This window comes from Streptococcus equinus (assembly GCF_900101445.1).
In the GTDB taxonomy this organism is placed as follows: domain Bacteria; phylum Bacillota; class Bacilli; order Lactobacillales; family Streptococcaceae; genus Streptococcus; species Streptococcus equinus_B.
This window is the reverse complement of sequence record NZ_FNKE01000001.1, coordinates 357,115-372,825: the sequence shown is the minus strand read 5'-3', so window position 1 is coordinate 372,825 and position 15,711 is coordinate 357,115. Positions and strand designations below refer to the sequence as shown.

The 15,711-nt window shown below is 34.3% G+C and carries 35 protein-coding genes; 10 read left to right on the top strand and 25 right to left on the bottom strand.

Annotated elements, in window-relative coordinates; all coding sequences use genetic code 11:
- Positions 1–297: 297 nt before the first annotated feature.
- Genes BLR83_RS01920 through BLR83_RS01905 form a run of 4 tightly spaced genes read right to left on the bottom strand, consistent with a single transcriptional unit; the run spans position 298 to position 3,355 of the window.
- Positions 298–888 carry a hypothetical protein gene (locus tag BLR83_RS01920; RefSeq protein WP_074559942.1) on the bottom strand — a complete coding sequence of 197 codons (591 nt, stop codon included), beginning with the start codon at positions 886–888 and terminating at the stop codon, positions 298–300.
- Between the two features lie 56 nt (positions 889–944).
- Positions 945–2,705: a terminase TerL endonuclease subunit gene (locus BLR83_RS01915; protein ID WP_074559940.1), complete on the bottom strand. Its 1,761-nt coding sequence runs from the start codon at positions 2,703–2,705 to the stop codon at positions 945–947.
- Positions 2,702–3,043 carry a P27 family phage terminase small subunit gene (locus BLR83_RS01910; RefSeq protein WP_234793088.1) on the bottom strand — a complete coding sequence of 114 codons (342 nt, stop codon included), beginning with the start codon at positions 3,041–3,043 and terminating at the stop codon, positions 2,702–2,704. Before BLR83_RS01910 ends, BLR83_RS01915 begins: the two co-directional genes overlap by 4 nt.
- A gap of 12 nt (positions 3,044–3,055) precedes the next feature.
- Positions 3,056–3,355, bottom strand: coding sequence for an HNH endonuclease (locus tag BLR83_RS01905; protein ID WP_074559939.1), 300 nt, complete (start codon positions 3,353–3,355; stop codon positions 3,056–3,058).
- A 549-nt stretch (positions 3,356–3,904) separates the two neighbouring features.
- Between BLR83_RS01905 and BLR83_RS10075 the strand changes: the two genes are divergently transcribed.
- The 10 genes from BLR83_RS10075 (at position 3,905) to BLR83_RS01865 (ending at position 7,178) form a co-directional block, all read left to right on the top strand.
- The gene (locus tag BLR83_RS10075) at positions 3,905–4,030 is read left to right on the top strand and encodes a hypothetical protein (protein ID WP_268844486.1); all 126 of its coding nucleotides are present in this window, start codon (positions 3,905–3,907) and stop codon (positions 4,028–4,030) included.
- A gap of 72 nt (positions 4,031–4,102) precedes the next feature.
- Positions 4,103–4,273: a hypothetical protein gene (locus BLR83_RS09895; RefSeq protein ID WP_159427748.1), complete on the top strand. Its 171-nt coding sequence runs from the start codon at positions 4,103–4,105 to the stop codon at positions 4,271–4,273.
- Positions 4,274–4,509: 236 nt separating this feature from the next.
- On the top strand, positions 4,510–4,767 hold the full coding sequence (locus tag BLR83_RS01900; protein ID WP_074559937.1) for a hypothetical protein: 258 nt from the start codon (positions 4,510–4,512) through the stop codon (positions 4,765–4,767).
- Between the two features lies 1 nt (position 4,768).
- On the top strand, positions 4,769–5,050 hold the full coding sequence (locus tag BLR83_RS01895; RefSeq protein ID WP_074559935.1) for a hypothetical protein: 282 nt from the start codon (positions 4,769–4,771) through the stop codon (positions 5,048–5,050).
- 11 nt (positions 5,051–5,061) lie between these two features.
- The gene (locus BLR83_RS01890) at positions 5,062–5,256 is read left to right on the top strand and encodes a hypothetical protein (RefSeq protein WP_074559933.1); all 195 of its coding nucleotides are present in this window, start codon (positions 5,062–5,064) and stop codon (positions 5,254–5,256) included.
- Positions 5,257–5,273: 17 nt separating this feature from the next.
- A complete protein-coding gene (locus BLR83_RS01885) occupies positions 5,274–5,474 on the top strand; it encodes a hypothetical protein (protein WP_039697012.1) in 201 nt (66 codons plus the stop codon).
- An 18-nt stretch (positions 5,475–5,492) separates the two neighbouring features.
- Positions 5,493–6,035: a hypothetical protein gene (locus BLR83_RS01880; RefSeq protein ID WP_074559931.1), complete on the top strand. Its 543-nt coding sequence runs from the start codon at positions 5,493–5,495 to the stop codon at positions 6,033–6,035.
- Between the two features lies 1 nt (position 6,036).
- Positions 6,037–6,297 carry a hypothetical protein gene (locus tag BLR83_RS01875; protein WP_074559929.1) on the top strand — a complete coding sequence of 87 codons (261 nt, stop codon included), beginning with the start codon at positions 6,037–6,039 and terminating at the stop codon, positions 6,295–6,297.
- A 1-nt stretch (position 6,298) separates the two neighbouring features.
- Entirely contained in the window at positions 6,299–6,898 is a 600-nt protein-coding gene (locus tag BLR83_RS01870; protein WP_074559927.1) for a hypothetical protein, read from the top strand.
- Positions 6,899–6,911: 13 nt separating this feature from the next.
- Positions 6,912–7,178, top strand: coding sequence for a hypothetical protein (locus BLR83_RS01865; RefSeq protein ID WP_074559925.1), 267 nt, complete (start codon positions 6,912–6,914; stop codon positions 7,176–7,178).
- Between the two features lie 209 nt (positions 7,179–7,387).
- On the opposite strand, the gene BLR83_RS01860 is transcribed toward BLR83_RS01865, so the two are convergent.
- From BLR83_RS01860 to BLR83_RS09875, 21 genes are all read right to left on the bottom strand, one after another.
- Entirely contained in the window at positions 7,388–7,738 is a 351-nt protein-coding gene (locus tag BLR83_RS01860) for a hypothetical protein (RefSeq protein ID WP_142349912.1), read from the bottom strand.
- Between the two features lie 262 nt (positions 7,739–8,000).
- Positions 8,001–8,576, bottom strand: coding sequence for a site-specific integrase (locus BLR83_RS01855; protein ID WP_074559922.1), 576 nt, complete (start codon positions 8,574–8,576; stop codon positions 8,001–8,003).
- 98 nt (positions 8,577–8,674) lie between these two features.
- The gene (locus BLR83_RS01850) at positions 8,675–9,058 is read right to left on the bottom strand and encodes a hypothetical protein (protein ID WP_074559920.1); all 384 of its coding nucleotides are present in this window, start codon (positions 9,056–9,058) and stop codon (positions 8,675–8,677) included.
- A gap of 8 nt (positions 9,059–9,066) precedes the next feature.
- Positions 9,067–9,303 (bottom strand): hypothetical protein, encoded by a 237-nt coding sequence (locus tag BLR83_RS01845; protein WP_039697018.1) that lies wholly within the window; start codon positions 9,301–9,303, stop codon positions 9,067–9,069.
- 12 nt (positions 9,304–9,315) lie between these two features.
- Positions 9,316–9,723 carry a single-stranded DNA-binding protein gene (gene ssb / locus BLR83_RS01840; protein ID WP_074559918.1) on the bottom strand — a complete coding sequence of 136 codons (408 nt, stop codon included), beginning with the start codon at positions 9,721–9,723 and terminating at the stop codon, positions 9,316–9,318.
- Positions 9,716–9,973, bottom strand: coding sequence for a hypothetical protein (locus BLR83_RS01835; RefSeq protein WP_074559916.1), 258 nt, complete (start codon positions 9,971–9,973; stop codon positions 9,716–9,718). The genes ssb and BLR83_RS01835 overlap by 8 nt, the downstream gene beginning before the upstream one ends.
- Positions 9,966–10,118, bottom strand: a complete 153-nt coding sequence (locus BLR83_RS09890) for a hypothetical protein (protein ID WP_159427747.1) — start codon at positions 10,116–10,118, stop codon at positions 9,966–9,968. Before BLR83_RS09890 ends, BLR83_RS01835 begins: the two co-directional genes overlap by 8 nt.
- Positions 10,115–10,525, bottom strand: a complete 411-nt coding sequence (locus tag BLR83_RS01830; RefSeq protein ID WP_074559914.1) for a YopX family protein — start codon at positions 10,523–10,525, stop codon at positions 10,115–10,117. The genes BLR83_RS09890 and BLR83_RS01830 overlap by 4 nt, the downstream gene beginning before the upstream one ends.
- A 14-nt stretch (positions 10,526–10,539) precedes the next feature.
- Positions 10,540–10,992: a hypothetical protein gene (locus BLR83_RS01825; RefSeq protein ID WP_074559912.1), complete on the bottom strand. Its 453-nt coding sequence runs from the start codon at positions 10,990–10,992 to the stop codon at positions 10,540–10,542.
- Between the two features lie 3 nt (positions 10,993–10,995).
- On the bottom strand, positions 10,996–11,514 hold the full coding sequence (locus tag BLR83_RS01820) for a DUF1642 domain-containing protein (RefSeq protein WP_074559910.1): 519 nt from the start codon (positions 11,512–11,514) through the stop codon (positions 10,996–10,998).
- Positions 11,507–11,878: a hypothetical protein gene (locus BLR83_RS01815; RefSeq protein WP_074559908.1), complete on the bottom strand. Its 372-nt coding sequence runs from the start codon at positions 11,876–11,878 to the stop codon at positions 11,507–11,509. The genes BLR83_RS01820 and BLR83_RS01815 overlap by 8 nt, the downstream gene beginning before the upstream one ends.
- A 10-nt stretch (positions 11,879–11,888) precedes the next feature.
- Positions 11,889–12,287 carry a beta-sandwich lipoprotein gene (locus tag BLR83_RS01810; RefSeq protein WP_074559907.1) on the bottom strand — a complete coding sequence of 133 codons (399 nt, stop codon included), beginning with the start codon at positions 12,285–12,287 and terminating at the stop codon, positions 11,889–11,891.
- Between the two features lie 221 nt (positions 12,288–12,508).
- Positions 12,509–12,847 carry a hypothetical protein gene (locus BLR83_RS01800; RefSeq protein ID WP_039697027.1) on the bottom strand — a complete coding sequence of 113 codons (339 nt, stop codon included), beginning with the start codon at positions 12,845–12,847 and terminating at the stop codon, positions 12,509–12,511.
- Complete coding sequence (locus BLR83_RS09885; RefSeq protein ID WP_159427746.1) at positions 12,844–12,981, bottom strand: hypothetical protein; 138 nt, start codon at positions 12,979–12,981, stop codon at positions 12,844–12,846. The genes BLR83_RS01800 and BLR83_RS09885 overlap by 4 nt, the downstream gene beginning before the upstream one ends.
- A gap of 144 nt (positions 12,982–13,125) precedes the next feature.
- On the bottom strand, positions 13,126–13,311 hold the full coding sequence (locus tag BLR83_RS01795; protein WP_039697029.1) for a hypothetical protein: 186 nt from the start codon (positions 13,309–13,311) through the stop codon (positions 13,126–13,128).
- A gap of 926 nt (positions 13,312–14,237) precedes the next feature.
- On the bottom strand, positions 14,238–14,387 hold the full coding sequence (locus BLR83_RS09880) for a hypothetical protein (protein ID WP_159427745.1): 150 nt from the start codon (positions 14,385–14,387) through the stop codon (positions 14,238–14,240).
- Positions 14,388–14,390: 3 nt separating this feature from the next.
- Positions 14,391–14,774 (bottom strand): hypothetical protein, encoded by a 384-nt coding sequence (locus BLR83_RS01790; protein WP_074559903.1) that lies wholly within the window; start codon positions 14,772–14,774, stop codon positions 14,391–14,393.
- Between the two features lie 131 nt (positions 14,775–14,905).
- Entirely contained in the window at positions 14,906–15,118 is a 213-nt protein-coding gene (locus BLR83_RS01785; protein ID WP_074559901.1) for a crAss001_48 related protein, read from the bottom strand.
- A 17-nt stretch (positions 15,119–15,135) separates the two neighbouring features.
- Entirely contained in the window at positions 15,136–15,336 is a 201-nt protein-coding gene (locus tag BLR83_RS01780) for a hypothetical protein (RefSeq protein WP_074559899.1), read from the bottom strand.
- Positions 15,329–15,550: a DUF3310 domain-containing protein gene (locus tag BLR83_RS01775; protein ID WP_074559897.1), complete on the bottom strand. Its 222-nt coding sequence runs from the start codon at positions 15,548–15,550 to the stop codon at positions 15,329–15,331. Before BLR83_RS01775 ends, BLR83_RS01780 begins: the two co-directional genes overlap by 8 nt.
- Position 15,551: 1 nt before the next feature.
- Positions 15,552–15,707 (bottom strand): hypothetical protein, encoded by a 156-nt coding sequence (locus tag BLR83_RS09875; protein WP_159427744.1) that lies wholly within the window; start codon positions 15,705–15,707, stop codon positions 15,552–15,554.
- Between the last annotated feature and the right edge of the window lie 4 nt (positions 15,708–15,711).

Genomic DNA, 15,711 nt, shown 5'->3' with positions numbered 1-15,711 from the left:
TATTTTCCGCTCTTTAAAAAATACTCCCTTTTTAGAAGATTTTAAATGAACTACCCACAAAATCAATAAACAAAGCCTTAGAATTGCCATTTCAACACCTTTTTAAGCACACAAAAAAGCACCCCTACAGGGGTGCTAAAGTGCTATAATAAAATGTACCACCATTTTTATAGAAAGGAGATAAAATGAACTTTTTAGACAGAAACACACAGCCTCAAAAAAATACTGAGTACTTAAACAGTAAAGGTCCAACAACAAGACAACTTCCTGAAAAAGCTTTCCATCAACAACCTAAGCCTAAAAATAAATGAATTTAATTTGTTTTTCCAAGTTAAGATAAATCTTAGCTTGGATTTTTTCTTTGTCAAGATATTCAATTAATTCATCTTCTGAACGTAAAGCATATTTTTCTGGGTCATTATCAGAAATATAAGGAGAAAGAATCAAAGATAAGTCATCTCCCTTTCCACTAGTAGTTGAAATATAACCAGATGACAGAATATTTCTATCTCCTAATTTAAATACAAAACAATTCTGACAACTTGTATCTGATGCAAAAACATCATACATTGAAGTTTGTTCTAACTTCCCTAACTTTTCTTTTTTTCTTACCCAATTAATTACAAAATACAAAAAATCTACCAAATATGGGATAAAAAAACTAATTATAACCGCTATTAAAATTGTCAAAGGTATTACAATGACCGGATTTTTAAAAAATATATCCAATAACCAATAAATAGAATAGTCAAGCGAAGATAGACAAATAAGCAAATATTTTTTATCTTGTTCACTACCCCAATCAATATCTTTTATTGCCGCTAAAATTTGATAATTCAAATATCCAAAACCACCTACAGCGATTATGGACTGAATAACTTCTTTCATTATCATTCCTCCAAATTCATTCTATCAATTTTTTAGACTTAAAACAAATCCTGCACTCAATACCAATCCAACATATCTTCATAAAATTCATCATAATCAAAGTTTGACTCATTTAAGTCATCCGCACGATACATTGCATACTGGAAAGCTTTGAAACCATCAATTTTACGGCGAACATCTTCTTTTTTGATATATTCAACGTTTCCATCAGGTTTTAAACGGCGAAGAACATTGTTAGTATACCAGCGCATCATATCATTATCACCAAAATTGACATGACTCTGAGCAAATGCAGTCTCAATACGAGGGGCTAACAAACTATCACTAGCCTTTGCATTACGCAAAACTTCAACCTGATAACCCGCTGGAGCCTCCTCAAATTTATTAGAGAATGATACCTCAAAATCTTCCTTCTCAAAGTACTGACGTAAAACATCAATACGGAAGTTATCTGAGATAATACGTTGCAAATCAAAACCATGTTCATCACGCATTGACACAAACCAATCAACTATTAACTGGGGGTTGATAGTTGGCTCATCAACAACAGTTAACCAGCCGTTCATCTCCCACTTACGAATAGGAGCAACCGTCTTTTGACGACCATTCGCACCTCCAGTACGCTCATCCAAACGGCTAGAATACTTGTAATATTTATCTACAAAACCTTTACGTACAAAAGAATGACTTAACCAGACATAATCTTCCCCATCCTTGAACAATAACCCTACTGCAGCAAAGTCTCGAACAGATGCGAAGTCCAAACCACCCATACATGGCTTATAAGTAAGGTCAGGAAAATCACGCTTAGTAGCACGAAGCTCTTCAAAACTAGCAACGCTACGCTCAACATCGACCACTGGTAAGTTCATACGTTTTGTCATGAATTCCTCACGACCAGATGGGTCTTCCTCCAACTCATCATAGTCATCAGTAACCGTTTCAAGCAAATTCTCCGCATAAGGAGACATAGGAGGGTGAAACATCGGCTGAGCTTTCTGCCATTTATCCTTTTCATCCACCTCTTTTTCATCATCTAGCTTACAAATAAACGGAAACCAGCTATTAAACTTCTTCGCCTTACCAGTAAGGACATTCATACATTCCTCTTTTTTCTTATCCAGGAAACCTTCACGAACATAACCATCCGTTGTAATGTAAAACTCACGGGGGTTCTTTATCTTACCAAGACCAGAACGGTGAACACGTACGTCCTTATCATCTTGAAACCCATGAATTTCATCGAAAACAACCGCACCATCACGCAAACCATCTTTTGTGTTTCCGTTAGAAGTACGATATTTAAGTTCACTCTTCGTCTGCTTGCTACGGATAACAGACTTAGTATTGTAGAAAAGCTTCTTCAACTTTTCTTTTTCTTCAATAGTATTATAAAGTTCCTCAAAACTTGTTTTCGCTTGGTCCTCACTATTGGCAACGATAGATACATTATAATTACGGATACCGTGCATAGGGGTAAGCAAGTAACTAGAAAGACCAGTAATCAAACCATTCTTACCACCACCACGACCCATCATAATCAGGAAACGCTTGTAAACATGCAGGTCATTATGGGACCACATCAAAAAGACAAAACAGATAATAAACTTCTGGAAAGACTCAAGCTTAAAAAACCATCTCTCAATATAACCAATGCAGTCTTCAATCTGGTCATTCTGGAAATAAATCTCTCCACTCTCAATACGAGGAACAATCTCACGCTTGATATATTCAACAAGCAACACACGTTCCTTGTTAAAAATAATCTTCCCTTGCTCATATTCCTCAATATAAGCATCAACGTATGGGTGTATCATACAAAGTCATCCATATCTATATCATTTGATTTTGCCTTTTTAGTCTCATACTCCTCACGTTTCTTATCAAAAAATGAATCTAACTTAATCAGTGCAGCGTTTACCTTAACCTTCTCAGAAATAGCAGGATTTGCTTTATAAAATTCCTGACTCCCATTAACTGTTAAGACCATAGCCCCTTTTTCCTTAATAGACTTATCAAGGTCATCAAAAATAGAAACCAAGTTAACGTAACGTGCTACCTTCTCAAGCTCAATAGCACTTTCAGTGTTAATCAACACCATCAAGTCCTTTTCTAAAGCCTCAAGCTTGAGCTGTTTTTTTGTCTTTCTACCCAAACTATTACCTCCTTACCATTCAAAAACTTCATCATCCCATTTACGCTTTTTAGAAGTAGCTCTACCATGTCTTTTATTATGGCAATCGTGGCACAAAGTCCTCAAATTATCCAACTCAAGAGCTAATTCTGGGTAAAATTCCACCTCTTTAATGTGGTCTACTTCCAAATTTTCAGTCGTGAGCTTACCTTCTTCCTTGCACCAAACGCACTCAAAATGGTCTCGCTCCAATGCAAGCTTCCGAAGAGCTCTCCATTCCCCAGATTTATAGAAGGGATGCATAGTTTGCTTATTTGTTGTATCTATCTTCATGTTTACAAAATAACACGAAAAAACCGTATATTTTCCGCACTTAAAACCTTGCTACGTTCGTTTTTTTCTCAAAAACACCCCCCTATTAAGAGAAAATCGACAAAAAATTCGGGTAGACGAGGGTCCGCCGGTCCAAAATTTTTAAAAAATCCGAACCAAAATTTTTGAAAGGGGGGATGTAAGCGTTATTTTCATGAAAATCCGAACATTTACAAAATTGACAAAGTTGTAAACTTTTTAATTTTTCTTCTATTAAAAAAAGAAAAAAGGAAATAGTATGTATATGCTTATAAGATAAATTCTTTTTTCTTTTGTTGTTTGGTCGTTGTTTTGTTTCTATTTAAAAGAAAAAAAGAAAGTTATTTTAGTTTTCTTCTATTAATGGAAATAAAAAAAGCCTTGGAAAAATTCCAAGGCTAAAAAGTTTTTTAAAAAAATTTATAAAAAGTGTTGACAAAATAAAATCCTGGGATTATAATAATTCTTGTAAGTTGATAAAACAACTTACGAAATCCCCTCCTTTATTATCAAGGAAAGGAGGTGAAAGCTATGCAAAGTCGTAAGACAAAGCGAAAAGAAAAAACCTTGAGCAATATTAACGACACAACTAAATTAGTGATTGCCGTCACTAGTCTAGTCAAAGCGATAATAAAATTACTCAAAGTATTCTTCTAGCTTTCACGAAAGTCAAGCGGATAAGCTTCCGCTTGATACCTTGATAATATTATATCATAGAAAGGCGGTAACATGCAAGAAGAAAAGAAACGTTCTCGCGGTCGTCCTGCTACTGGTTTAAAACGTAATAAGAAAATAGCTATTAACTTTACACAAGAAGAAATAGACTACATTAAAACTAAAGCAAAGGACAACGGTCTAAGTATTCCAAACCTTATTTTAAAAGCACTAAAAAAAATTTAATTTTTTTAAAAAAAGTGTTGACAAAATAAAATCCTAGGATTATAATAAGACCATAAAGAAAATTAAATAAAACAAAAAAAGCCAAGTAAGTTCTCAAACGCCAATCCGACAACTTACAAGGCTCAGTCACCTTACTATCTAAGTAAGATATACTAATAGTATATCAGAAAGTACCTAGATAGTAAATAGCTTCTAGGTACTTTTTTAGTACCTCAAAAAAAGAAAGAGGTAAAAACATGATTTACATTACACGCGATTACTCACTTGAAAACGATGATAACAAAGCTTTCAGCATCTACAGCGACTACACTTGCGAAAACCTTGAATATACTTGTAATTATTATGAAATGCTTGTAGCTATGCAAGATTCTATTAATGACATGGTAGAAGAAGGTTTGATTGATTACCAAGAAGCTTGGTACATGAGAGATGATTTTATTGTCTACGATGAAATGGTTGAAACACTTGAAACATTTGAAAGTGAGGACTACTAAAATGAAAAAAATTATTCTAGCTATTGCGACTATTGCTATTGTATTTCTCGGTGTCACTTCTGTTTCTTCTTCTGAGAAAGAGCCCGTTATCATTGATTTCCCTGACGGTCATCAAGTAGCAGGCTACGTTAAGGAATGTGAATTAGAACCATATGAATGTACTATCGCTTTAACAGATGGTTCTGTTTACACTGTTATGTATTCACAAGTAGACGACCTATCTAAAATCATCTACAGCCCTGACGTGCTAGAATTTTTCAAACACGCCTATCCAAGAGCTTAAGAGGTAACACAATGCCATACCAAGAAATTAATTTACCGCTTCCGCTTATGCTTCTTATCCTGGTTGCTATGATAATCCTGCTTATCATAGTAACCAGAAAAGAGGTTACTATTACAATCGAACTACCAGAGCAGGAAGAACCTAACAACGCTATCCAAGAGCGCTATGGCGCTTATATACAATCACAAGGCAAATATTACAATTAATAGAAAGAGGCACAAATATGAGACCCTTACAAATGATAAAAGTGACTGATTACGACTATAACAATACAGGTCAATATATGACTTACTACAAACGACCAAAACCAGACGTTATGGACTTTTGGAACGGAAAAGAGTTCCATGAGTGGGAAATTGAATTACTACAGTCAGAAGGCTATAAGCTTATGATTATCAAAACAATAGAATTACACGCTGAATAAAAGAAAGGACATACAACCATGAAAAAACTTGCTTTAAGTACTAAATATATTAACGACCGTGAATTTTGGGCTTATGGAAATTGGAGCGATTCAACCCATTTCCGTGGGACTGAATGCAAGCAAGGTTACTTCTTGTGTTCTTCTTGGGAAGAACTTTGGAGCTTGCTTTACTATGTAAACGGTAGTAACGACACCGCCCAATACAACGAGGTAGAAGACACATATATTTACTCACAAGGTGACCGTTTTGACGGTTTAGAATTGGATGACATTGTTGAAATGTATACAGAAGACGACTATCAAGAGCTTTGTGATAACTTTATGGGAAACGATTCTGTAAACCGTCACATTTTCTTTGAGTTAACTGACGATGATTTCAGAATACTTAAAGACGACTTGAAACGAGGTTGGGAACCTGACTTATTACAATTCATTAACAGCCACAAAGAACGTGAAAACGACATTCTTGAATGGGTTCTATTAGATGCTGAAAACTACACTATTAATTATTCATTTGATAACGAACGTTGTAAAGATGACCTATGTATTTGGGAGGATTAATATGTTTAACATGATTATTAGAAAAAATAAAGTTAGCTTATATGCTTTTAGAAATAGCACACCAATTTTACAGTTCGATAGAAATAATACTATTTCACTATTTGAGTTTCTAAACACTATTCAGTATAGTGTATCCACACAAACATTGAAAGATTTTGAAAAAAATGGGATTGCTTTACGTTTTGGTAAAAACTATCGTTTTAACAACCTTACTAATATGCATCACTTTATAGAGATGACTTGTAATTTTTTGGAGGATTAAAATGGCAAAAACAACAATCAAATTAGACGGTATTACAAAAGCTTTAAAAGCTCATAGCAAAGAAACAGGCTTTAAAGCTTTCACTACACAAATCCAATACAAGACAAATTCAAAAGTTGACTACTATGAATACACAAATTCAAGTGTGGTGATTCGTTTTACTAATGACGTTTTCAATACAAATACTAATATAAAACTTTTCGCTGACTCTTCTTGTACTGTTTTCCCTAACACGGATAAAACTTTTCCAAAAGTTACAGATGACACTAAAATTCAAGTATTTGACACACGTCTATTACTTGACAATATCCGAAAGCTTGAAAAAAATCCTGGTTCCTCACTTGTTAAAGAAACCAAGAAACACCGTATATTAGATTTTATTTACACTAGCCGTTCTTTTACCAATTGCCACCCCTTAAACCACCTACCCGGTTTTTTTAGAGTAGATAGTTATCACTTAAAAACGATTATCCGAATTTTTAGCATGCTACAATGTGAGGAGACAACAATTTTTTACAACGAAGAGCGCCCATATCAACCAATTATTTTAGAATGTGAGCTAGCTACCGCCGTACTTGCTCCTATCCGATATAACCACTAGAAAGAGAGCTACTATGTTTACAATTCGCAACTATAAGAATTATATCAAGATAAGAAATAACAACCCTGTTGGCAATTATGCAACTGAATTTAGTATAGACAAAACACAACCCTATAACACTCTGATTGTAGAGAGTATAAATAAATGCAAACTATTTGACCAAAAACATAATTTTAATGATGGTATCAGTTTTAAATATAAAGGTGTAATATTCACGTTCGAAAGCTATAACCATCTTGCAAAATTATTGGTAGAAATTGCCCAAGGCAATGTAAAATAGATTTGCTATAATACTACTGAAAGGAACAATACTCATGATTTACTTACTGCTTATCCCTCTTGTGCTTCTCTTTCTGCTATTTGTAAACATTAGCATCGTACTCAAAATTATAGCGGGATTTTTTGGAATAATCTTCCTAATTGCAATTATCTGCGCTATCATTGACCACCAAAGTTTAAAATAACCTCAGGAACACTCCTGAGGCTTTTTTATTTGCGTTCGTTAAAAAAGATAATGTTTAGCTCCTGTAACCATTGATAGACAATTTCATAGGTTCTGGTTTTTCCATAATTCAAATACTTGCGACCAGCACCATCCACATTCATGTATTTGTTTACGAAAACTTCTCGGACAACTCTAACAACATTTGCATCACTCGTTTTTAGGTGCTTTTCGATAGCAGTGAGCCATGTTTGATAGATTTTAAGTAAACTATCTTGCTCTTCCAATTCAAGCCGTTTTAGGGCTTCTGGTGTGCTTCTCTTATTGGTCTTAAAACCGCTATTAATATCACTATCTTGACACGGGTAAAAAAGCTCTTGCTTACGGTCTATAATCATCTGTTCTAATTGGCTATTTTGAGGATTGCTATAACTTCTTTTAAAATACCTTTGTAGCCATAGAATTTCCGTCCCGAATTCCTTAGTTAAAAAGCTCTTATTCAACCCTACTCCTTCCCTTTCCAATGCAATATATCTTATAAACTATTTCTTTCAAGCAATATACCCAAACCGCTATATTTTAATAGGCTTTAACAACATTTCTTAAAATAGCAATGCAATGTGATTTCGATATATTGCATTAATAAGATTTAAAAAATAATTAGAGCCCAAAGCTCTCCATTTCCTGATTGATTTTCTCTTGATTTATCCCAATATACCGCAACGTTATATCAGGGCTTGAATGATTAAACATCTCCATCAACATAGCAACATCATGCCCATTATGCTGATACATAAAATAACCAAACGTTTTCCTCATGCTATGAGTTCCAATGTGATGAATGCCACATGATTTAGCTGCTTTATTTAAAATTTTCCAAGCTTGAGTAACGCTGATAGGTTGTTTTTGCCCTTCTCTCCCTGGTTCTTTGCAACGCTTACGACTTTCAAACAGATAATCATAAGGTTTTAAGTTTTTTAAAGATATATACTTATTAATTTCTTTCCTTAAGGTTCTATTGATTGGAAATAACCTTTGTTTTCCTGTTTTCTTTTCGATTACCTCTATATAATCGTCTTGTACATCTCTAACCTTTAAAGGCAAAATATCACTAACACGCAAACCAGAATTAAGACCGAATACCAAAAGCAAGAAATTTCTAGGATTCCAATCCATTAGATAATCTTTCAACATTTCTATTTGGTCCTTATCTCGTATAGGTTGTACATATTTCACATAACACCACCTCCATAATAAAAAAAGACAAGCGCTTTCGCTCTTGTCTTTATATATATACTTTTTAGGGTGACGGTTAAATACTTTTTTTCGTCATCTTAAATTAGACCTTTCAATTTTGCATATCTATCAAGCATCTTATTCTTACGTCTTCTTAAGGTAGGCTCACTCATATGCATTATTTCCTCAATTTCAGCCCACTGACGCCCCTTATTCCAACGATGGTAAGCTATTTCATGCTCCTCCTTATCAAAGGTCATAAACAGCCTAGCAATTGTCTGTTTACGGATTCCAAGATTATAGAGAACCAAATCACTTTCCTTATCACTACCAACTTTTTCAATCATATAATTATCAAGGTCAAATATATTCTTGATTGATAACTCCATTTGTCTAACAGCAATTTTCCTATCTATATTTTGGTATTCCATCAATTCAGCATCAAGAGCCAATCTCATAGCATTGCGGATTTTGTTTGACATGTATCCTCCTAATTTCTAGCCAACCATTTACGACCCATCTTTTTAATTTTAGCCTGGTGCCTCATTTGCTTCCAAGTCATTTCACCCAAAGCCTTAGATAATTCCTTGTTTCTTTCTACAGCTTTATCATATTTTGCCTCTAAAGCCTCGATTTCACTATAACTTCTATGAGCCTCATCATACCAGAAATTATATTCATCAAGTATCTCATCTATCGACTCTTTAAGCATATCCAATTTTTTCATAAGCACTCCTTTTTAAAATGGCAAGTCACTATCTGAAATATCCATAGGCTCAGAATTGCTAAAAGGTGACTGAGTATCATCTTTTGACTGAGCACCATTCCCACGACTTTCCAAAACTTGGAAGCTATCAGCAACAACCTCAGTCACATACACACGCTGACCTTGCTGATTTTCATAGTTACGTGTCTGAATACGTCCTGTAATCCCAACAAGCATTCCTTTTTGAGTCCATTCTGAGAAATTCTCAGCTTGCTTACGCCACATGATGCAATTGATAAAATCTGCCTCACGTTCCCCGTTTTGATTCTTGAAATTACGGTTAACAGCAAGCGTGAAACTTGCTACTGCCTGATTAGATGACGTATATTTCAAATCAGCATTTCTAACCAAGCGCCCAACTAAAACAACATTATTAATCATTATTTACCTCTTTATATGTTCTCTCAAAAATATCTTTCTTACAAACATAGCATTCACCAGTTTGATTCTTAATGAGATAATCACCATCTTCGAAAAGCATAGTTCCTTCTAGTGTTTCAATATCATGATAATTAAATTTATCACCAAAAATTACTGGTTGATTATTTGCAAACTCTCTTACTTCCTCATGATTATCCTCAGTAACCCGAATAGCTTCAACAGGTGCTACTTTAATATACTTTTTAATCATTATTTCCTCCTGTTTTTAGACTATTGCTAAGCAGTAGCGCTAACAGCATCCACCAAGGTGAATGAAATTGAATACTAATAAAGACACATGCTCCTAACAATCCTAATTCATAAACTACCCAAAAAAGCCAAACATACCAATTCATTCCTCTTCTCCTAAAAGTTCCTGATTTTCATAAATGTTACCTTTAACTTCAATGTATTCAGCAAATTCAGCTTTAGAGCCCTCAAGCTCTTCCAAACTATCCAAGTCTTCAATAAATTGTACCTTACCAGTCAATGTACTTTTAGTATACACACCAGCAACTGTGTCCATGTGTACTTCAAATAAACCATCTTCTTCAAAGGGTGTTGCAATTAAATCACCCTCGAACACTTCTTTACCATGAACATCATGTAAACCTGTGAATTGCATAAGCTTAAACTCATCATCAGTGTAGAAGTCCATATCATCTGAAATAATGAGAACTTCATTATCAATAAACGTCATTTCATAGACGCCAATCATTCGTTGTTCTGGTTTTAACCATGCTCTAAATTTTGGTACTCTCATTCTTCAACCTCTTTCTATCCACCCATATGCGCAAAAGGCACGTCCCATTCGTAATTATCATATTTTTTACAAATATTTTTTATAACTTCACCATTTGAAATTTCAATTTCCTGTGTGAATTGAGAACCTTGTTCAAATGTAAAGATTTTAATGTCGATATTATATTTCTTGGAAATTTCTGTGTAATTTTCAGGAAGAGCCGCCCATGCTTGCTGGAATTTATCTATTTCAATAATTTCAAAATCTTCTTCCATCATAATGTCAAATTTAGAGCTATTAATAAATGCGCGTCTTGTTCCATTGATGTAAAAATAGCTTTTCGTTTCAAAAAACATATATACATAGTCGCAAATATCTTTTTCTCTTTTGATGACTACATCATCGTTTTTAAACATTTCTTCTAACGCCAAAATAATATCTTGACGTTTTCCTCTTAGTTTAATTGTTCCCTCAGCCCAATTTGGCATAGCTTATTCTCCTTTCACCTCATCAACTTCAAATGCTGGGTTTTCCCAAAATTTAAATCTCTTGAGCTCATCTTCGGTAAGCCATGATTTGACCTCATCATCATTTAAAGGCAACGAGCTTATTCCAAGTTTATTAAATTTCTTAAAAATTCCAATGTACATTTTGCCAAAATCTTCGTTCGAGAATTTAACTGTATACAGTTTTTCTTTCTCAACTTCATAACCGTAAATCCAAGCTTTAGCAAATGCTTCTGAATTGTCTTCAATCCAACTGCTTTTTTCATCATAGACATCGGTATCCATTGCTTCGCATAGCTCAAATTTTAATGTTTTACACTCTTCAATCCAATCAGCCACAAATTGTGGCACTACTGGTTTCTCTGGTTCGTCAAGTTTACTAACTAAATTTAACGCATAAGCAATCCCATTTTTATAGCCCTTATCATACTTCTCAGCGTATTTCATTTGGTCGCTATTTAATCCTGCTTCATGCAATTTCTCAATCACTTCTTGTTTATTCATACTCAACCCCCAACTCTTTCAATTCTGCTTTCGACTCTTCAGCACAATCTTCAAACACCTTCTGAATTTTCTTCTTCAACTCGTCTTTCATATGTATACAGTCGTCTCTACCGTCTGGATATGTCACTCTCAAATACTCAATTTTGCTTTTAGACAATGTTTTTAAAATTTTGACGTCTTGGACAAGTATATTCGCCCGCTCTAAATCTTTCAAACTCATCTTAGTTTCATCAGATTCTTTAAGCTGGTCAATAGACTTAATCGCCTTGTCACAAGCCTCACGCCACTTCTCTTCGCTAATGTCTTTTGGAGTTGTGTATTTAAAAAATTCTATCATTTCAATTGTTCTTTGCTTAATATCCATCTAAGCTACCTCACTCGTTATTCGTAATTGTTACAGGAATAATACTTTCAGGCATGTATTCAACCTCATACTTGTATTTATTGACGTTAGTCCCATCTGTCAGGTCCTCAACAACATACATGTTATTTTTAGTCATATTAATCAAATGTTTCTTATACTTGCCTTTGGCTACCTCAGCAATCACAACCAATTTCTTACTGTTAGACGTGTCCACTGAAATAAGCCCTTCTACCTTAAATTCAACCTTGTCTGTACGTGTGTTGATAACCGCCACACGTCTGCGAACATTAAAATTATCCGCTTCCTTACTAATGTTGTAAGAAACTTTATCAGATTCTGTAGAGCAACCTGACAACGCCACCAAACCAACAACTAAAAACGCTACTACAGATAACCATTTAATTTTCATTTATAATTTTCTCCATTTCTTCAATAGAAACATATCCAATTCCTCTTAATCTAGCCAATTCTTCATTCAAGTCACTGTCAAACACAAAATTTTTATGGATGCGATACGTTTTGTGTTTACCACAAGAACACTGTAATCTTTTAAATATACTAACCCTCTGACCAAAAGACTCCCAAGACAAAGTGTAATATAAAAATTTCTTGTAATTATGCTTATGCCACTTAAAAATTTTCATCATATTTATCTGCCAATTCTTTCAATCTATTCACATGGACCTTAACTTCTTTTGGCTCATCTTGCATTGTGTAACCAAAAACATTCAATTGTTTTTCAATTTCCTTAAGACGTTCAATTAACCATTCTTTTATGCCATTTTTAAAGGTAGTATCAAAGGTAGTTTTATATACGCAAACCGTCTCCCCACAACCAGAAATCTTTACAACCCCATCATTTTCCACATAGTTAAATAACCTACAAATGTCACGATACTCTTTCACAAAACCCGCTACTTCAACAATGTTTGTGTCATTAATAGGCTCACAAATTTTATTTTCAATCATTCTTCCACCTCACGAATAGTCATCTCATAATACTTCCCATCAAATTCAACAACCATCTCTCCATATTTTCCTTTATCAATTGACTCAAAAATTTCTGTCCAATCAAGTTTATTTAAATCACAAGTACCAAACATAGCACACCTCCTTAAATCTCGTGAGATTTTTTCTAAAAAAGCTTCAACAAGTTCCTCATGCTTATCCACCCAGACAAAGCATACTACTACCAGAAATGCAAATACCAACCAAAGGAATATATCCACTAGCAAACAGTTCCCTCCTTATTCAGTCGTCCACTCTTCCTCTAACACCTCAAATCCCAAGACATCACTGGAGTCTACCCGAGCACTGCCTAAACGAAGCTCTTCATTGTTATACCAACGAGTTACAAGATTCAAATATTCCTTATAACTTGTTACAACAGTTACCTCTCCGTCTTTCATAAAAAACTTAACTTCCATTACCATCTACACACCTCGCAATCTTTGTGTTATAATAGACATATCGTTCATAAAATTCATGCAAGGTTTTTCCCAGCCTTGCTTTTTTTGTACACTTTACACAATAAAAGCAGTCAGGCGCACGAACTGCAAAAAAACATTTATTATGACCTCATCAAAACAACGCCTTGTATAATCACAACTCGCCGATTAGTTGCTTTAGAATAACCTCATTTCTAATTTTTTATTTCGGCTTTTTTACAGCTAGCCACCCGACAAGCTAACCATAATAATTTTTGTAAGAAGGAGTGTTTTAACCACCTCCAATATGTAAACACAAAAACTTATTTTTTCGGGTTACGCTTGCCTAAGGACTCGAACCCTAGCTAAACCATTGCAAGCAAATGAATAGTACACCTCTATTCACTATGGAAAATATCTATTGAGTAACATGTTTGAAGTTTTCCTACTTTCTAACATTAATTTGGTGTATAGCCACAAGCGGATTCGCACCGCTTAAAACGCCTAGCGTGGCTACCTTCTGCGGAATACGACCTTCCCATATTAGTCGTAGTGTATCCGAGAAATCTTCTGGATTTTTGCAGGTAAATGATAAAACCCTGCGTGTTTTACAACAAGAGTGTTCTGGAATGAATGAAGGAAAACACTCTTGAGGAATGAGCCGCCTTTTCAGGCAATCAAAAAATCAAAGGAGTCCTAAGCTGCCGACTAGGAAACAGCTATCATAGGAACCTACTTTCTTTTTTTATTTTTTAGTTCCTAGTCTAATGACCACAGCATGACTCGAACATACTATGAATTACCTTTGTGGTCACAGTGCTTATCACCATTGCACTACGGAAATAAATTTTCAGGAGTTTCCTCTTCTCTAATTAAAATTTTTGGTGATACCCACGCAAGGATTCGAACCTTGCTAGTACCGTTGTGGGTTATTAAGCTTTATAAAGTACCATAGCACCTACTGATTTATCAACTTCCAAATAAACTGAAATTTGGACAATTTCATGATCTTTTGCAAATTCATTTATTTTATCTTCCAAAGCATAACCTGTGTATTTTTCAAAGTATCTAACTTTATTCATAACTTATTCTCTACAACTAATAGTTCCTATCACTTTATTAATAATCATCACATCTGGACTTGTGAAGCCTTTTACAAAACATGAGATTAAAAAGATAGCAAATATGACTAAGGTAGTCATCATAACCATTGTAAATATTGTAAGGCTATTATCAATTTGCTTTTCTGTGCAATGATAGTCATTAAGGTTATATACCCAATGTATAAAAGTACTGATAGTACCACATAAACCTAAGAAAAGTAGTGCTCCAAACACAATTTGAACTGTGGTACAAGCATAGTACCAACTGTACTCTGTTCTCAAGTGTGGATAAGCTTTAACTAAGCTATCAACTGTCATATTGAGTGAGTGAGCTATTCCATCAATGATTTCCTTAAATTCTTTCATTTATTTCAACCTCTTAACTACAACTTCATCAGTTTTCTCAAGGAACTGTGTTATGTATTCTCTCATCATCTCTGGGTCTTCAGTTATGACTTCAAACTTTTCACAAGTGATTTTATAGCGTGGGAAATTAATCATAGCTCAATTCCTTCAATTTCAGCACGTAATTTTAAAATGTTACGATAAGTAGTCATTGTACACCATTGTGTTTCTAATAATGTAATAGGACAAGTAGGTTCAAAGTCCAACTCATTTTTTGAATAAGCAAGTAACATGTCACCTAACTTCATTTGACGTTCTTTCAATTCATTGTATTCATTAATCATTCGTTGTTTGTAAGCTTCCATTTTGTTCCTCCTTCAACCTACTCTAAAACTAATTCATCTTCAAGAACAACTTCTTTAATGCGATTCCCTAAACTGTCCTGTGCAACATATAAGTAGAAACCTTGCAAAATACATTTCTTACATGTAAGTGCTAACAATTGTGTTGTGAGATTACCATTATCTAGAACCTCACTAGCAAGCTTTCTACCACTTTGACTATAATAATTAATCCTAATCATTTTCAGCCTCTTCCTCTTCAATAAGCCATTCTAAATAGTCTTTTGCTTTCTTAAGGTCAGCTACTCCACCCTTGTTTTTGAAGCGTAATACATACTTCACAATGTTAGACCAGTAGCAACCTTTAACCCATTCAGGACTAGGAGCAAAATCAACCAACACATCTTTAACTTGTTGTCCTGACAGACCTACATAACGTTGCGGATTTTCTTCCATTTTATTCTTCCTCCTTCACAGCCTCATAAAATTTTTTAACCAATTTTGTGTACTTACGTGCTGTTAAATATTCCTTAAATTTCAGTACCACTAAAATACACCACGAAAAAATCAATGCTCCATTCAAGAAATACTCAACTAATAAAAATGTATCCATTATT

What these genes read in the sequence shown, in the direction of transcription:
- BLR83_RS01895 (WP_074559935.1), top strand. Translation starts at nt 4,769, where the DNA reads ATGAAAAAAATTATTCTAGCTATTGCGACTATTGCTATTGTATTTCTC.
- BLR83_RS01790 (WP_074559903.1), bottom strand. Translation starts at nt 14,774, where the DNA reads ATGAAAGAATTTAAGGAAATCATTGATGGAATAGCTCACTCACTCAAT.
- BLR83_RS01905 (WP_074559939.1), bottom strand. Translation starts at nt 3,355, where the DNA reads ATGAAGATAGATACAACAAATAAGCAAACTATGCATCCCTTCTATAAA.
- BLR83_RS09880 (WP_159427745.1), bottom strand. Translation starts at nt 14,387, where the DNA reads ATGAATAAAGTTAGATACTTTGAAAAATACACAGGTTATGCTTTGGAA.
- BLR83_RS01865 (WP_074559925.1), top strand. Translation starts at nt 6,912, where the DNA reads ATGTTTACAATTCGCAACTATAAGAATTATATCAAGATAAGAAATAAC.
- BLR83_RS01890 (WP_074559933.1), top strand. Translation starts at nt 5,062, where the DNA reads ATGCCATACCAAGAAATTAATTTACCGCTTCCGCTTATGCTTCTTATC.
- BLR83_RS01915 (WP_074559940.1), bottom strand. Translation starts at nt 2,705, where the DNA reads ATGATACACCCATACGTTGATGCTTATATTGAGGAATATGAGCAAGGG.
- BLR83_RS01775 (WP_074559897.1), bottom strand. Translation starts at nt 15,550, where the DNA reads ATGGAAGAAAATCCGCAACGTTATGTAGGTCTGTCAGGACAACAAGTT.
- BLR83_RS01835 (WP_074559916.1), bottom strand. Translation starts at nt 9,973, where the DNA reads ATGATTAAAAAGTATATTAAAGTAGCACCTGTTGAAGCTATTCGGGTT.
- BLR83_RS01870 (WP_074559927.1), top strand. Translation starts at nt 6,299, where the DNA reads ATGGCAAAAACAACAATCAAATTAGACGGTATTACAAAAGCTTTAAAA.
- BLR83_RS01920 (WP_074559942.1), bottom strand. Translation starts at nt 888, where the DNA reads ATGAAAGAAGTTATTCAGTCCATAATCGCTGTAGGTGGTTTTGGATAT.
- BLR83_RS01860 (WP_142349912.1), bottom strand. Translation starts at nt 7,738, where the DNA reads ATGATTATAGACCGTAAGCAAGAGCTTTTTTACCCGTGTCAAGATAGT.
- BLR83_RS09895 (WP_159427748.1), top strand. Translation starts at nt 4,103, where the DNA reads ATGCAAGAAGAAAAGAAACGTTCTCGCGGTCGTCCTGCTACTGGTTTA.
- BLR83_RS09885 (WP_159427746.1), bottom strand. Translation starts at nt 12,981, where the DNA reads ATGTTTGGTACTTGTGATTTAAATAAACTTGATTGGACAGAAATTTTT.
- BLR83_RS01845 (WP_039697018.1), bottom strand. Translation starts at nt 9,303, where the DNA reads ATGAAAAAATTGGATATGCTTAAAGAGTCGATAGATGAGATACTTGAT.
- BLR83_RS01880 (WP_074559931.1), top strand. Translation starts at nt 5,493, where the DNA reads ATGAAAAAACTTGCTTTAAGTACTAAATATATTAACGACCGTGAATTT.
- BLR83_RS09890 (WP_159427747.1), bottom strand. Translation starts at nt 10,118, where the DNA reads ATGAATTGGTATGTTTGGCTTTTTTGGGTAGTTTATGAATTAGGATTG.
- BLR83_RS09875 (WP_159427744.1), bottom strand. Translation starts at nt 15,707, where the DNA reads ATGGATACATTTTTATTAGTTGAGTATTTCTTGAATGGAGCATTGATT.
- BLR83_RS01795 (WP_039697029.1), bottom strand. Translation starts at nt 13,311, where the DNA reads ATGGTAATGGAAGTTAAGTTTTTTATGAAAGACGGAGAGGTAACTGTT.
- BLR83_RS01810 (WP_074559907.1), bottom strand. Translation starts at nt 12,287, where the DNA reads ATGAAAATTAAATGGTTATCTGTAGTAGCGTTTTTAGTTGTTGGTTTG.
- ssb (WP_074559918.1), bottom strand. Translation starts at nt 9,723, where the DNA reads ATGATTAATAATGTTGTTTTAGTTGGGCGCTTGGTTAGAAATGCTGAT.
- BLR83_RS01875 (WP_074559929.1), top strand. Translation starts at nt 6,037, where the DNA reads ATGTTTAACATGATTATTAGAAAAAATAAAGTTAGCTTATATGCTTTT.
- BLR83_RS01815 (WP_074559908.1), bottom strand. Translation starts at nt 11,878, where the DNA reads ATGGATATTAAGCAAAGAACAATTGAAATGATAGAATTTTTTAAATAC.
- BLR83_RS01830 (WP_074559914.1), bottom strand. Translation starts at nt 10,525, where the DNA reads ATGAGAGTACCAAAATTTAGAGCATGGTTAAAACCAGAACAACGAATG.
- BLR83_RS01785 (WP_074559901.1), bottom strand. Translation starts at nt 15,118, where the DNA reads ATGGAAGCTTACAAACAACGAATGATTAATGAATACAATGAATTGAAA.
- BLR83_RS01885 (WP_039697012.1), top strand. Translation starts at nt 5,274, where the DNA reads ATGAGACCCTTACAAATGATAAAAGTGACTGATTACGACTATAACAAT.
- BLR83_RS01820 (WP_074559910.1), bottom strand. Translation starts at nt 11,514, where the DNA reads ATGAATAAACAAGAAGTGATTGAGAAATTGCATGAAGCAGGATTAAAT.
- BLR83_RS01850 (WP_074559920.1), bottom strand. Translation starts at nt 9,058, where the DNA reads ATGTCAAACAAAATCCGCAATGCTATGAGATTGGCTCTTGATGCTGAA.
- BLR83_RS01780 (WP_074559899.1), bottom strand. Translation starts at nt 15,336, where the DNA reads ATGATTAGGATTAATTATTATAGTCAAAGTGGTAGAAAGCTTGCTAGT.
- BLR83_RS01900 (WP_074559937.1), top strand. Translation starts at nt 4,510, where the DNA reads ATGATTTACATTACACGCGATTACTCACTTGAAAACGATGATAACAAA.
- BLR83_RS01825 (WP_074559912.1), bottom strand. Translation starts at nt 10,992, where the DNA reads ATGCCAAATTGGGCTGAGGGAACAATTAAACTAAGAGGAAAACGTCAA.
- BLR83_RS01800 (WP_039697027.1), bottom strand. Translation starts at nt 12,847, where the DNA reads ATGATTGAAAATAAAATTTGTGAGCCTATTAATGACACAAACATTGTT.
- BLR83_RS10075 (WP_268844486.1), top strand. Translation starts at nt 3,905, where the DNA reads ATGCAAAGTCGTAAGACAAAGCGAAAAGAAAAAACCTTGAGCAATATT.